The sequence below is a fragment of the Rhodothermales bacterium genome, assembly GCA_017643395.1.
Classification (GTDB): domain Bacteria; phylum Bacteroidota; class Rhodothermia; order Rhodothermales; family UBA10348; genus JABDJZ01.
The window spans coordinates 176,301-191,545 of record JAEPNP010000001.1 but is presented as its reverse complement, the minus strand read 5'-3'; the positions used below and the strand labels follow the sequence as shown (position 1 = coordinate 191,545).

The 15,245-nt window shown below is 62.8% G+C and carries 9 protein-coding genes; 5 read left to right on the top strand and 4 right to left on the bottom strand.

The genetic code is table 11. From position 1 onward, the window contains the following. Positions 1-20: 20 nt before the first annotated feature. The gene (locus tag JJ896_00735) at positions 21-1,835 is read right to left on the bottom strand and encodes an ABC transporter ATP-binding protein (GenBank protein ID MBO6778153.1); all 1,815 of its coding nucleotides are present in this window, start codon (positions 1,833-1,835) and stop codon (positions 21-23) included. A 90-nt stretch (positions 1,836-1,925) separates the two neighbouring features. After that, entirely contained in the window at positions 1,926-2,588 is a 663-nt protein-coding gene (locus JJ896_00730; protein MBO6778152.1) for a C40 family peptidase, read from the bottom strand. Between the two features lie 95 nt (positions 2,589-2,683). Here JJ896_00730 and JJ896_00725 point away from each other — a divergent pair, with 95 nt between their 5' ends. Then, entirely contained in the window at positions 2,684-4,930 is a 2,247-nt protein-coding gene (locus JJ896_00725) for a penicillin acylase family protein (GenBank protein ID MBO6778151.1), read from the top strand. Here JJ896_00725 and JJ896_00720 read toward each other — a convergent pair whose 3' ends face one another. Beyond that, on the bottom strand, positions 4,931-6,076 hold the full coding sequence (locus tag JJ896_00720) for a DUF3667 domain-containing protein (protein ID MBO6778150.1): 1,146 nt from the start codon (positions 6,074-6,076) through the stop codon (positions 4,931-4,933). A 120-nt stretch (positions 6,077-6,196) separates the two neighbouring features. Further along, positions 6,197-8,794, bottom strand: a complete 2,598-nt coding sequence (locus tag JJ896_00715; GenBank protein ID MBO6778149.1) for a hypothetical protein — start codon at positions 8,792-8,794, stop codon at positions 6,197-6,199. Positions 8,795-8,848: 54 nt separating this feature from the next. Here JJ896_00715 and JJ896_00710 point away from each other — a divergent pair, with 54 nt between their 5' ends. From JJ896_00710 to JJ896_00695, 4 genes are all read left to right on the top strand, one after another. Beyond that, entirely contained in the window at positions 8,849-9,568 is a 720-nt protein-coding gene (locus tag JJ896_00710; protein ID MBO6778148.1) for a DUF547 domain-containing protein, read from the top strand. After that, entirely contained in the window at positions 9,532-10,218 is a 687-nt protein-coding gene (locus JJ896_00705; GenBank protein ID MBO6778147.1) for a TVP38/TMEM64 family protein, read from the top strand. The genes JJ896_00710 and JJ896_00705 overlap by 37 nt, the downstream gene beginning before the upstream one ends. Continuing rightward, on the top strand, positions 10,215-11,657 hold the full coding sequence (locus JJ896_00700) for a mercuric reductase (GenBank protein MBO6778146.1): 1,443 nt from the start codon (positions 10,215-10,217) through the stop codon (positions 11,655-11,657). The genes JJ896_00705 and JJ896_00700 overlap by 4 nt, the downstream gene beginning before the upstream one ends. 65 nt (positions 11,658-11,722) lie before the next feature. Beyond that, the gene (locus JJ896_00695) at positions 11,723-15,196 is read left to right on the top strand and encodes a T9SS type A sorting domain-containing protein (GenBank protein MBO6778145.1); all 3,474 of its coding nucleotides are present in this window, start codon (positions 11,723-11,725) and stop codon (positions 15,194-15,196) included. Positions 15,197-15,245: the final 49 nt, after the last annotated feature.

The window sequence follows — 15,245 nt, the reverse complement described above, 5'->3', positions numbered from 1 at the left end:
GCTACACCGCCGGGCGGCCCTCAGGGAGACTGCGTCGCATAGTCCTCGCCCGGGTTGACAAACAGGTCCTCTTCCCACCGGTATTGTTTGTCGTGCAACTCGCGGTAGCGCCCATCCAGGGCCATCAGTTCGGCGTGCGTGCCGCGCTCCACGATCCGGCCCTCTTCCAGGACGAGAATCTGATCGGCACTTCGAATCGTGGACAAACGGTGAGCAATGACGAACGTGGTACGCCCTTCCCGAAGGCTTCGGAAGCCCTCCTGAATCAGGGCCTCACTCTCCGAGTCGAGGCTGGAGGTCGCCTCATCCAGAATCAGTATCCGCGGGTCGGCAAGGATGGCGCGTGCGATGGCGATGCGCTGCCGTTGCCCACCGGAGAGTTTGACACCCCGCTCTCCTACTACGGTATCGTATCCGTCCGGGAATCCGGAAACGAACTCGTCGCAATTGGCCAATGCGGCAACGCGGCGAACCTCTTCATCGGAGGCGTCCGGACGGGCGAACCGAATGTTGTCGGCCACGGTGCCATCGAACAGGAAGTTCTCCTGCATGACAACGCCAAGGTTGCTCCGGTAGTCTTTAAGGCGCACGCTGGCGAGGTCACGGCCGTCCACCTGCACCTGCCCGGAGTCAGGACGGTTGAATGCCATCACCAGGCTGACAAGAGTGCTCTTGCCCGAACCGCTTGACCCCACCAAGGCCGTCGTAGTGCCGGCAGCGGCTTCCAGCGAGACGCCCCGCAGGACCGGCACGTCTTCCTCATAGGCAAACGTGACGTCCTCGAAGCGTATGTCGCCACGCACTTCGCCCAGGCGATCCTTGCTTTCGTCCTCCTGATCCTCGGTTGGGTTGGCCGTGAGCTCCCGGATGCGGTCCAGACCGGCGAAGGCCTCGGAGACCTGTGTACCGATGTTTGCAATCTGGACGATGGGGGCCGCAAGCAGCCCGATCAGGAATACGTACATCACAAAATCGCCGAGAGTCATCTCCCCGGCGAGGATCGAGCGGCCTCCCACAAGAATCAGAATAATGCCGACTCCTCCGATCACGAGTCCGGCAAAGGTGGAGATGGCCGACACACCAGTGATGGACCGGCGGATGTTCTGGAATAGGCGATTGACGCCGTCGTAGAACACGTTCTGCTCGCGCTCCTCTACCCCGTAGGCCTTCACGATGCGAATGCCGTTCAACGTTTCGTTCAGACGACCGGTGACGTCCGCGTTGATTTCGCCGCGCTCACGGAAGATGGGGCGCAGTCGGCTGAACGCCAGCGCCATACCGCCGCCAAACACCAGCAGCAGGGCCAGCGTGAACGCGGTCAGTTGCCAGTTCAGCCAGAACAGCACGCCGAGGGCCAGCACAGCCGTGAACAGTCCTCCCACCAGTTGGATGATCCCGGTGCCCACCAGATTGCGGATTCCCTCGGCATCCGTCATGATGCGCGAAATCAGCACCCCGGTCTTCGTGGAGTCGAAGTAGCGGATGGGCAGTCGCGTGACGTGGTCCTGGACTCGTCGACGCATCTGCATGATGGCACCCTGTGCCGTCACGCTGATCACCTGGGACAGCGAAAACGTCGTGATGCCCTGCACCACGGTCGCCGCTCCCACGGCCAGTGCCAGCGGAAGCAGCAGATCGCCCTGTCCGGCATTGACCACGTCATCGATCAGGTACTTCGATGCCCACGGCAGCACAAATCCGCTCAGACGGTTGACCACCATCAGGGCCATGCCCAAGGCCAGTTTCCCGCGGTGATCCCACATCAGGGACCGTGCGGCCTGCCAGGTGGCCGCAGTGATTTTGGCTTTCGGTTTCTTGTCTGGGAGGTCGGCCACGGGAGGAAGGCTAAATGGTGCCTAGCCTACGCTGCCTGTGTCAGAAGTTTCGGCATTGGAGGCGCCCGGCAGGGCTCCTCGTCGTGCAGGCTACCAGCCCGTGCGTCGACGCGAGTTCGCCTTTTTGGATGGAGCCTTTCGGGGCGCCTGCTCGGAGACCTCGACGGGCACGGGTTCCTGGGCCAGCATGCGCACTGCGCGGGGAGCCGATTCTACGGGCCTGCGCGCAAAGACGAACGCATCATCCCAATACCGTTCGGACAGGTTGGAGACCATCACTCCGCGGCTTGACGATGCGTGTGCGAACTGGCCATCGCCCAGGTAGATACCTACGTGGTCAGTGCGTTTGGGCGTGTGGAAAAAGACCAGATCCGCCGGTTCGAGCGCTGCGCGAGTGACCCGGGTGCCGGATTCCTTCTGCTGCGCTGTTGTGCGCGGCAGGGCCAAACCGAGGGCCTCCGCGAAGACATTCTGCACAAAGGCCGAGCAGTCCACGCCGCTCTTGTCATTGCCCCCGTAGCGATACGGAGTCCCCATCCAGCCGCGGATTTCAGCTTCAAGATGGGAGAGTTGGTCCTCCGGAGCGGGCTGGTCCGGTTCTTCCGGAACGGAGATCCAGCCCTCGGCGTCGGGTTGCGTGGGCTTGGCGACCGGTGTGCGCACCGGCTCTTCCAGGGTGGCAAGCGACACGGTGCCGCAGCCGGAAAGCAGTACGGCGACAAGCAGGGCCGCCAGAGAATGGGATGATTTCACGCCAGACACCGAGGGAAATGAGGGAGCGTGTATCGGGTATCGGCGATCACCCTTGAGGAGTTAAGTTCGAACCTGCCCAATCAATGCCTGAAGTCATGCGCGCCCCCCTGATTCTCCTCGTTGTCCTGCTCGTTGGCTGTACTGATCCGGAGCTGGCCCGCTGGCAGGAAACCGCCGAACGGGTAACCATCACCCGGGATGACTGGGGCATACCGCACATCTACGGTCCCACCGACGCAGACGCGGTATTTGGCATGGTCTACGCGCAGGCAGAGGACGACTTCAATCGCGTCGAGACCAACTTCATCAACGCCATGGGACGCCTGGCAGAGGCAGAGGGGGAAGACGAGATCTACCGCGACCTGCGCATGAAGCTGTTCATTGATCCAGACAGCCTGCGCGCGATGTACGATGAGAGCCCGGCATGGCTGGTGGCGCTCATGGATGCCTGGGCCGACGGACTGAACTACTACCTGCACACGCATCCCGAGGTGACGCCGCGCGTGATTACGCGATTTGAGCCCTGGATGGCCCTGAGTTTCAGCGAGGGGTCCATCGGCGGTGACATCGAGCGCGTCAGTATTGGCAGGCTTGAGGAGTTCTACGGCGGGGACCCACGGGCGATGGTGTCTGCGCCACTCCGGGAGGCTGCGGGTCTGACGCCGCCCGAAGAGGGGCCGCCGTCCACTGCGCTCGGCGCTGCCATCGCCGAAGTGTTTGTGCCGGACGAGGAGTTCCACGCAGAGCCGACCGGATCAAACGGGTTTGCCATTGCTCCCGACAAGAGCGCAACGGGCGAGGCCCTGCTCTTCATCAACCCGCATACCTCATTCTTCTTTCGCTCCGAACTGCACATGAAGTCGGACGAGGGGCTGGATGCGTACGGAGCCGTCACCTGGGGGCAGTTCTTTGTCTACCAGGGATTCAATGAGGATGCAGGCTGGATGCATACATCCTCAGGCGTGGACAACATTGATGAGTTTGTTGAGGACGTGGTAGAACAGGACGGCGCCCTGTTCTATCGCTATGGCGATGAGCTCCGGCCGGTGCAGGTGAAGGAGATCACGGTACCCTATCTGGCGGAAGACGGCAGCATGGCGGAGCGCACCTTCGAGACGTTTCGCACGCATCACGGGCCCATCGTTCGTGACCTGGATGGCGAGTGGGTGGCTGTGGCCATGATGGAGGAGCCGATGCAGGCCCTCATGCAATCCTACGGGCGCACCAAGGCGCGCAACCTTGCGGACTACCGCGAGAACATGGAAATGCATACCAACTCATCTAACAACACGGTCTACGCGGATTCAGAGGGCAACATTGCGTACTGGCACTCCAACTTCATCCCGCGCCGCGACAACCGATTCGACTTCACCAGTCCGGTGGACGGAAGCGACCCGGCTACCGACTGGGACGGCGTGCTGAGCATTGAAGAGACCCCGAACGTGTTCAACCCGCCCAATGGCTGGCTGCAGAACACCAACAACTGGCCGTTTTCGGCAGCGGGGCAGTTCAGCCCGGATCAGGACGACTATCCCCGCTATGTGCAGCGGAGTGGGGAAAACGCGCGTGGCATCAATGCCATTCGCGTGCTGAGCCGGGAGGATGCGTTCACCCTGCAATCCCTCACCGACGCCGCTTTTGATCCGTACCTCTCCGCGTTCGCAGAGATGATTCCGGTGTTGGTGAGTGCGTACGACCGCACGGCGGCTTCTGCGTTGAAGGAGCGTGTCGCGGAGCCGCTGCAAACGCTGAGGGAGTGGGACTACATGTGGGGCGAGGAGTCAGTACCGACTACACTCGCCGTCTATTGGGCCGAGCAGACCCGGCCGTCCGCCATGCGTAATGCGCGGGATGCAGGCCTGTCGCTGGAAGCCTACATGGCCTCACCCGGCGCCCGTCCGCTGCTGCTGAAGGGATTGTCCGAGGCCGTCGATACCCTCGCCGCCCACTTCGGCTCATGGCAGACACCCTGGGGAGAGGTGAATCGCTTTCAGCGCCTGACCGGGGATATTCGGCAGCCATTCTCGGATGACGGCCCGAGCATCCCGGTAGGGTTCACGTCCGCGCGATGGGGCTCGCTGGCGTCCTTCGGAGCGCGTACATACCCGGGCACGGTGCGTCGGTACGGGACCAGCGGCAACAGCTTTGTGGCTGCGGTGGCCTTCGGCGATTCCGTGCGGGCGATGGCCGTGACCGCCGGCGGACTCTCCAGCGATCCGGACTCGCCTCACTTCAACGATCAGGCGGAGCGCTACGCCAACGGCAACCTGCGCGAGGTGTACTACTATCCGGAGCAGCTGGAGCAGCACACCGAGGAGGTCTACCACCCGGGGCAGCGCTGATCAGCCGAACAACCCTGCCAGCAGGAGCACACCTGAGACGCCGAAAATCAGTATCGCAAGCCAGTAGAAGGAGGCGACCAGCATAAACTTGACGCCTGTTTTCAACCAGCCCTGTCCATACACCTTCTTCTGGGCCACATAGAAGTACAGCATCAGCAGCACATCCAGGGTGACGCTCAGGATGACTACTGCTCCGACATTTTCGGGGTTGTCCCCGGACACGGCCGACGCAATCGCCATGATGCTGAACGCGAGGAAGGCGACGGCGTGGTTATGCAGTCCAAAGACCAGGTGCTCGCTGTAGTACCAGTCTCGTCGGATGTAGACGAGCTTCATGAGCAGCGCGAAGACCGGCAACATGAAGAACATGATGATGGGCAGCTTGTCGATGGCCCCCCGGCCGAAATCGACAGCAGCACGTCGGGTCTCAGTGGGCGTTCTTGCTTCTTTCAGCCGCCTGAGCGGTGAGTTCGTCAGGTTCTCCGCCCCCATCACGGTGATGTTGAGGTTGGATTCTGACGGAAACAGGATGGCCGCGGCCTCCTGAAGGTCTTGAGGTCGGACCAGACTGTCCGGTGGGTATGTCTCGAGCACCGATTGCTGCCAGGTCAGACGATTCCGGTCCCTGTCCTGAACACGATCCAGCCAATCCTCCTCCTCATCCTCCGCCGCTTCTGCCGCCTCCTCCAGGCGCTGCCTGAAGGATGCCAGCGATGCGCTGTCTGCCAGCACGCCCGAAAGCGAGTCGGCCTCGAACACAGCTGTGAGACTATCAACCCGACCTTGAGCCGCGTCGAAAGCCAGACGCGCCAACTGGGTACGCGATTCCAGCGACTCCAGGTCTTCCTCTATGTCAGCCATGAAGGCCGCCACCGTCATGGTGGTATCTGCCCGGGCTGAGATGCGCTCATCAAGCGCGCCGACCGGGTCGAGCACCGACAGCAAAAAGAAGAAGGTGATTGTCGCGCTCAGATACAGGCGCAACGGAGCCAGATAGCGCTTCCGGCGCCCCTGGAGGTACTCGACCGTCAGAGAGCCCGGACTGAAAAGCAGCTGGTACAGCGTCTTCCAGAGGCGCCCGTCCAGCCCGAAGTACTCCGTAAACGCATGTCTCAGGAACTGCCAGGCATTCTGGCGAAGCGGCAAGTCATTCTGCCCGCAGTTGTGACAGAATGAGTGGGGTCGTTCGGTGCCGCAGTTCGGGCAGAGAGGCGTTTCAGACACGGTCGGCGGAGCGCGGAGGGAGGCGGATATCGTCTGACGGGCTCAACGCGGAGCGGACGGAGCCTGGATGTCGTCGCCAAAGAATAGGGCGTTTACGAATAGACGACTCGTGCCGCGCCAGTACCCGCGGAAATTCGGATTGTCAATCATCAAGACCACCGTGCCGCCGCCCAACCGGTCTGCCATAACGGAGGGCGAGCCCGACAGCCGATCCCGGTTTCGGTCCGAGATGTATCCGGAGAGGTGGGCGTCCCCTTCAATCAACTGCGCGACCGTTCCGTACGGACTCTGACTAGGAGCGAAAAACCAGCTGTGGTCCCGCCAAACGGGCAGGAATCGGCGGGTGTAACCGAATCCCAGTGGGTGCGAGACATCGAGGTCGGCCTGCCAGATGGAGCCCCCAATGGCCTGGGCACCCGAGATCTCCGAGGCCAGTTCGTAGTCTTCTCGCTCAGGTGGCGGCTTCGGCGCGTCGGGTTTTTCCTCCGGGTCTACGGGCTTTCCGATGCCTGGCGCCGCGACGTTGGGTGTAAGCTCATTCTGCGCGGCCCAGGCGGCTGCACTTCGCTGGGCGATGAGTGTGCCTCCGCCTCGGATCCACGTCTTCAGATTGTCCAGTCGATCTCCCGAGAAAGACCGCTGGGCTCCTGACACCAGCACCAGCACATCGTAGTCGGACCAGTCCACACGACCGAGATCGGCGGGATCGATCTTGGTGACCGGCATGCCGACACGCGTGTCGAGCAGGTGCCAGAGCTGACCGGCCTCATAGGAACTGACCCCATCGCCCATGGGAATGAGCACCCGGGGAGCGCGTACGGGACGAAATCGGCCACTGCCCAGATCCGGCCCGGAGACCACGCCGAGTGAGGTGGCCGCGTGTACCGGGGCGCCGTGGTTCATGGAGGCTTGGGACACGATGGCGTGCACATCCTCCGCGGAGTGCTCCTGAATCGACACCGGAATGCTGATGGAGCCCCGACCGAATTCCACCTCCCCGGCCGATGTGCGGGCCGTGAACGGTGCGAAGGCGGCCTCCACGCGAAGCCCGGCGGCCTGCATGGCCTGGAGAGCCGGCATCGCCGCCGAGTCCCGCCAGTCCATCAGGTAGGCCAGCTGCGAGAACGGTACCTCAGGCACCGCGAAGGCCGGAACGGCAATGACCTCATCGCCCAGAGGAAGGGTGCCTCGAAGCTCGGCGTCCGGAATTCCATAGGCCAGGGACACGGTCCACGCCGAGGCGTCGTAGAACACCGAGTCCGCAAACGTCTCCGTACGCTCGAAAATGGAGCGGGCCAGGCGATACATCGGTTGGCGCGCCGGCACCACCCATCCCATGCCGGGCTCAAAGCCCTCCACAGACCGGGAGAGTTCGTGCACACGAATCTTGTGGCGCAGGAGCAGCTCCAGAAAAGCGCGGTTCAGTGCGTGGTCCACAGGATCCCCGAATACCCAGCCCTTCGTGGCGTAACCGTCCGCTTCAGACAGGGCCGATGCAAAGAACCGGCGCTGGTATTCCTGCATGTCGGCGCGTTTGTCGATGGCGGCCTGCACGGTCGCAAGACTTGTGCGCACATGATTGCGGATGGCGAACCAGAAGGTCAGGGTGCCATGGTGGCTGCTCTCCTGGATGTGCCCGCGCGCGCTGGCTTGCTCGAACACCAGACCCAGGCCGCCCAGGAAATTCGGGTACGTGGAGCCGTAGCCGGGGTAGGTGTTGTCGAACACTTCCCGGGTGAAATAGAGGCTGCCGATTTCGTCCAGTGACTCCGCCCAGTAGCGGGCGAAATCGACCGTCACGTCCGTGTAGAGCTCTTCCGGTAGCAGGGGGTTCCACGACCCGTAAGGCTCGCTGGGCTCGAAAAAATAAGTGCTGTTCGCGCCCATCTCATGGTAGTCGGTGACGACCTGCGCCTTCCAGGCGTGGTGGAAGTCGATGCGCGCCTGACTTTCCGGATTCACAAGCGGGAGCCAATCGCGGTTCAGATCGAACCAGTAATGGTTGGTCCGGCCGCCCGGCCAGGTCTCGTTGTGCTCGCGGTCCAGTCGATCTGCCACAAAGGGTTGGGCGCGGTTGGCGTTTGCCCAGAAGGTGTGCCGATCCCTTCCGTCGGGGTTCAGCACGGGCTCGATGTGGAAGATGCCTTCCCTGCGGATCCGGTCCATTTCGGCGCCCTCTCCGGCAACCAGCCAATAGGCCGTCAGCATGGCGGCCTCAGCGGACGACGTTTCATTTCCGTGCACGCCGTAGCCAAGGTGTACGATGGCCGGGACTTCCGGGTCGGGGTCGCCCTCAAGCGAAGCCAGGTGCCGGGTGCGCCACTCTTCAAGTCGCTGATGATTGGCGCTGGAGGTTACCGTCAGCACCGGCATGGGGCGGAGTTCATGCGTGCGCCCGATCGAGCGGTACTGCGCGCGGGCCGATAGTCGGGCCAACTCGCGCATGTAGGAGACGATGCGGTCGTGCCTCGTGTGGAAGGTTCCGATTTCGTACCCCAGGAATGCCTCGGGAGACGGCACGGAGGGATCAAACGTGGTGCCTTCCGGGAAATAGTAGTCGGTAGACTGAGCAAAAGAATCGACGGACGGGGCAAGCAGCAGGATGGCTGCACCCACCAAAAGGAGCAAACGACGTAGCATGACTGTGCAAAAGGTGAGCAGCCAATCTAGCTCAGCGTGTCCCTTCACTAAAGCATGGCGCAGAAAGTGCCCTTCGATCATCAACACGCCCTGTGGGGTGACGTACTGCGCAGCCGTGTTCGGGGCGGCCTGGTTGACTACCGAGGGCTGAAAGCGAGTCCCACGCAGCTCCAGGACTATCTGAAGGCCCTCGGCGCGGTGCGCCGCGGGCAGTTCGCTGCCTGGTCCAAGACGGAACGGCTGGCTTTCTGGATCAACGCCTACAACGCGTTTACCCTGCGCCTGGTGGTTAGCCACTATCCCGTCGGCAGCATCCGCGACATTGGCCTCCTGCCACGCTGGGCGTTCCTGACGCCGACGGTGAGGCTTCCGGGCATGCGCCGGGTCATGAATCTGCTGTGGCTGGAGCACCGAATTCTTCGGAGCCGGTTTTCCGAACCGCGCATCCATGCCGCCATCAACTGTGCCTCGATGTCGTGTCCGGAGCTGGCTCCGGAGCCGTACCAGGCGAATCGCCTGGAGGAGCAGCTGGAAGGAGCCATGCTGCGTTTTGTGCGGGACCCGGCAAGGAACCGCCTCGACCGGCAGGGGAATGTGCTGTATCTCTCAGCCATCTTCGACTGGTTTGAGACAGACTTCCCCTCCCCGATATCCGGCTTCGTGGCGTCCTGTATGGAGGCGGACGATGCGGCCTGGATCCGCACGCACCATCCCGCCATCAAGACATTGCCTTACGATTGGAGTCTCAACGCTCAAGACCGACTCTCCGCCTGATCGGGATGGTGCTGGTGGCCGCTGTGGCTGCGTGGCTGGCTGCGAGCCCTTCCGGCCGTGCCGGACTGGCCGATGTGGCCATGCGACTCGGTGACAGCGGACTGCCTGGTATCGCCGGATTTGTGGTCGTCTACGTGGGTGCCACTCTGCTCATGATTCCCGGCACCCTGATGAGTCTGGCGGCGGGATTTGTATATGGACCATGGCTGGGACTGCTGGTGGTGTCACCTGCGAGTGTGCTCGGCGCGACCGCAGCGTTTCTGGCCGGGAGGTACCTGGTGCGGGAGCAGCTTCAGGCCCGGTTCGGCCCCAAAGTGCACGCAGTGGATCAGGCTGTGGGGAGACGCGGATTTCTCGTGGTCCTGCTCCTGAGGCTCTCTCCCGTGTTTCCGTTCAACCTGCTGAACTACATGCTGGGCGCGAGCTCGGTCAACCTGCGCGAGTACGTGCTGGCTTCCTTCCTGGGAATGCTTCCCGGCACTGCCATGGTGGTGATCGCCGGTTCCCTGGTCGCAACTGCTCCGGGACTGCTGAACGCCGCGCCTCGATCCGGGGCTCTCATGGCCATCGGCTTTTTCGCCACGGTGGTGGTTGTCTGGTACTCGGCCCGCCTGGCGAGGCGAGCGCTCAAGCCGTATCTCAAGTCATGATCGCTTCAGACCCCTCTGACATTGCGCTACGTGCTCATGTAGCGCCCCCGGGATGGCAGCCGCCGCGGCCCGCCGACCGCTACAACCTGGTCGTGATCGGAGGGGGTACGGCCGGGCTGGTTTGCGCGATGGGCGCGGCCGGCCTCGGTGCGCGGGTTGCTCTGGTGGAGCGCCATCTGCTGGGCGGTGATTGTCTGAACACCGGCTGCGTGCCGTCCAAAGCATTGCTCGCTTCCGCCCGGCAGGCCAAGTCGCAGGACGAGGTGCCGGACTTCAAAGACGTCATGAGCCGAATGCGCCGGATACGAGCGGAAATAGCGCCGCACGACTCCGCCCGTCGCCTTAGCGACGCCGGCGTCGATGTGTTCTTTGGTGCCGCGGCGTTCAGCGGAAACAACACGGTGACGGTGGACGGCGTCGAGCTCCGATTCGCTCGCGCTGTGATCGCCACGGGGGCCTCTCCGGTGGTACCGCGCGTGCCCGGTCTCGCGGAGCGGGGCTTCCTGACCAGCGAAACCCTGTTTGACCTCAATGAGCGCCCAGCACACCTCGCAGTAATCGGCGCAGGTCCCATCGGCTGTGAGATGGCCCAGGCGTTCCGGAGGCTCGGCAGTCGCGTAACGGTTGTCAGTCGGGATGACGAGGTGCTGCCCAACGAGGACCCGACGGCGGCTGCACTGGTGCGGCGTTCCCTGGAGGGCGATGGCGTGCATCTGGTGCTCGGTGCCGAGGTGAGCCATGTGTCAGATGACTTGCTGCACGTGCAGCAGGGCGAGGAGACGCGCAGTCTAAATGCGGACGCCGTGCTGGTAGCCGTAGGTCGCTCAGCCAATCTGCATCATTTGGGCCTGGAGGCGGCCGGTGTGCGCACGGACCATGGCAGGCTGATTGTGGACGATCATTTGCGCACGTCCAACCGGAGAATCTTCGCGGCCGGAGACGTGGCATCGGGCTATCGATTCACCCACGCCGCCGATGCCATGGCCCGCATCGTGATTCAGAATGCGCTTTTCCTGGGGCGGAAGAAGGTCAGCGACCTTTTGATGGCGTGGTGCACCTACACCGATCCTGAGTTGGCGCACGTCGGACCGCAGTCGGCTGAACTCGAGGAGAAAGCCGGTCGGTGGCACGAGGTTGATCTCGCATCGTTGGATCGGGCCAGGACGGACGGCCTTTCGAGTGGACTACTCCGCCTGGCGGAGGGGCGGGATGGACGGCTGCTCGGCGGCACCATCGTCGCCCCGGGCGCCGGCGACCTAGCATCCGTGCTGATCACGGCCGTGCAGGGTGGACTTGGGGTTCGGGATTTTGCCTCCATGGTGATTCCCTATCCGACTCTCGCGGAGGCCTTCAAACGCGCCGGCGATCAAGCCAACCGCGAGCGCCTCACACCCTTGATTTCGGGCGCCATGCGACAATTTCTTGCGTGGCGGCGGTAGCCTTTCGGCGGGTAGCCCCGACGGTTAGATTGCGACTTGCTACTCACACTCCGACACCGGCACCCATGCGGAGAATAATCGTCGCGTTTGCCGCGCTCCTGCTGCCTTTGGGCCAGAGCGCGGAAGCACAGATAGCGTTTTCGGGAACGACGGTTGACCTGGACGCCACGTTGCAGATCGACGCGGCGGATGTGGACGGCGACGGCGATATCGACCTGCTGTCCGTGCACGGCAATACCATCTCGTGGTGGCAAAACAGCGGCGGATCGTTTACCGAACAGACCATCGACACTTCGTTTGATGGAGCCCGAGGTGTGCATGCGGCAGATGTCGACGGTGATGGCGACATCGACGTGGTGGGATCGGCCTCAACCGACGATCTGAAGCTGTTTGTTAACAGCACCGGCGATGGTTCGACGTGGACGACGACGAACATCGATGTGCTGTTGACCGGCGTGTACTCGGCCACCACGGGCGACATCGACGGTGATGGTGATCTCGACATCATTGCGGCCGTCGAATCTGACAATGATGTGTCCTGGTGGGCGAACGGGATCTGGGGCGAAACCAGCATCGACACGGACTTCAGCGGAGCCCGCTTTGTGGCAGTTGGTGACCTGGATGGAGATGGCGACCTCGATGTGGTCGGCAGCGGATTTGACGCAGGCAGCATCGTTACCTGGGCCAACAATGGCTCCGGCACGTTCGCCGCGGACACGAACATCAAGACCGCATTCGGCAATCCAGGTAACATCGATCTGGCCGACATGGACGGAGACGGTGATCTGGATGTGATTGGGACATCGACGAGTCTGGACGATGTCAGTTGGTTCGAGAACGGCAACTCGTGGGCGGAAACCAGCATTGACGCCGACCTGGACGGGGCCTCCGATGTTGATGCTGTGGATTTTGACGGAGACGGGGACCTGGATGTGCTGGCCGTCGGCGATGACGGTGCCGACGTGGTCTGGTACGAGAACGCGGGCGGCGGGACGTGGACCCAGCGAGACATCGACCTGTCCTTCACCGATGCCGTTTCCGTGCTTGCCGTTGACATCGACAGGGACGGGGATCCGGACGTACTCGCCTCGGGTCAGGGCACCTCTGGCGGCGACATGGGCTGGTGGGAAAGCAGCCGTCGCGGACGCATCGTTTCCACCGGCTCGGAAACGACGGTTCAGTCAGACCTGACCGGCGCGACCTCGGTGGTTGCCGCGGACATCGACGCAGACGGAGATATCGACCTAGTCAGCGCTGGATCGGCAACGGCCGCGCGGCTGCATACTTCCGGTGGCGGTTGGACCAGCAGCAACATTCACGCTGGGAGCGCGGGCGCTTCTGTCGCGGTCGCAGACATCGACGGAGACGGAGACCTGGATGTCATCAGCGCAGACCCCACCGATGACGATGTAGAGTGGCACGCAAACAGCGGGTGGTCGACGACGCAGATCGACGCATCGTTCAACGGAGCTCGGGCAGTGGCGGTGGGTGACCTGGACGGTGACGGCGACGTCGACGTGGTCGCGGCCGGCGGGGACGGCAACCAGCTCTCGTGGTTTCAAAGTGCGAGTAGCGGGTCCAGCTGGACGGAGCGCAGTATCAAGGCCTCGTTCAACGGCGCCTGGGGCGTTGCGGTTGGCGATGTGGATGGAGACGGAAACCTCGACGTGGTCGGTACCAGCCACACGGACGATGATGTGACTCTGTTTGCCAACACGCTGGGCACAGGGCTTGCCATGGTTGAAACCGCCGTCGATGCCTCATTCAACGGAGCCCGATCCGTGGCGCTCGGTGATCTGGATGGTGACGGTGACCTGGACATTGTTGCAGCGGGTGACGACGGCAACCAGGTTTCATGGTTCGAAAACGGCAACAGCTGGACCGAAGCCTCCATTGCCACGCCTACCGCACCTGCATCCGTCTTCCTGGCCGATATGGACAGCGACGGCGACCTGGACGTGTTGATTACCGCCAACACGGACGATGATGTGATCTGGTACGCCAACGACGGGTCGGGAGGTACCTGGACCGCGACGACAGTGGACGCTGCCTTTGACGGAGCGGCGGCTGCCGTTGCTGCGGACCTGGATTCCGACGGCGATCTGGATGTAGTTGCCGCCGCGGATACCGACAACGACGTTGCCTGGTGGGCATCCGATACGGTCATCGGCAACCAGGCGCTGTTTATCTCAGGCACTGCCGGGCAGAGCAACAATGTGGGTTGGAGGCTGCTCTCTGTTCCGTGCTCCGGCCAGACCCGCGCTGGAATGGAAGGCATCACAATCAGTGGCCCCGACGAGATCCGCCGATACGACGAGAGCGCCGGAGCGACTGCGGAGGATCGCTGGCTCGACACGGCCTCGTCAGACGGCCTCACCCACGGCCATGGATTTGCCGCATATCTCTATGACGACGGTACGCAGGAAGTGGGCGCCACCTTCCCGGTCATGTTTCCTGCCTGTGGCCCGAGTACGGCAAACGTGACGGCCACCCTGGACGTGGACGAAGAATGGTTTTTGGCAGGCAATCCCTTCCTCCAAAGCTTCGACATCGAGAGTCTGACCATGACCGGCCACCAGGCCGTGGTCAAGCTCTGGGATCCTTCTTCCGGGAGTTACACAAATGTGACGCAGGGCGGGGCAGGCGATGTGGTCCCGGTGGGTCAGGGCTTCTTCATCCAGAGGAGTACGGTAGGGGCCGGGGCGACCACGATCACCTACGCGCTGACCGGTCGCACGAGTGGAGGCACCTTTGTGGGCAAGCGTTCCCCCACGCTGCGCACCGATTTTGTGCTGACGGTAACGGACGATGCCGGTCACCTGCTAAGCACCGATCGTTCCGCAGCGCTGATTGTGAGGAATGACGTGACTACCGGTTGGGACCGGTACGATTCCTCCAAGCGCAGGCCTCTGTCGGAGCAGTTCGCGGCACTGACGCTGGTTGGAGAACGAGCCGGTCGGGAAGAGGCGCAGTCGCTTTTGAGTATTCCGCTGTCCCTGGACCGCCCCCTGTCGATCCCGGTCCAGGTAGACGCGCAGGGAATCAGGGGGACGGCAGAGTTGGCCTGGTTCGGCCTGGATGCATTGCCCGAGGATTGGTCGGTAGAACTCGTGGATCTCAGCACGGGCTTTGGCCAGCCCATGCGGACAACCAATCGCTATCGGTTCGCGGTTGAGCCTTCCGCCTCCAAGACAAATAGCTCGACCATCGCTCTGACCGAAGCCCGGTTTGAAATCCGAATTGCACCGTCGGCGACGTCCGCCTCGGCCGAGCACGCTGAGGAGTTCGTCCTGGGATCGGCCTACCCCAATCCGAGCACGGACCTGGTGCAGGTGCACTACACCCTGCCCCATGCCGCGGCGCCAGAGTGGACGGTAGTCGACTTGCTCGGCCGCGTCGTTCGGCGCATTCAGTCGCCTCCCACGGCCGCTGGCCGGCAGGTACAGACCGTTTCAGTGTCTGGCCTTGCGCCGGGCCTGTACTTCATGGTGCTTCGCGTGCAGACGGGTCAGCGCTCCATGCCCATCCTGGTCCAATAAAAAAGGGACGACACCGCGACGGCATCGTCCCTTTTGTAGGTCTTTTGGT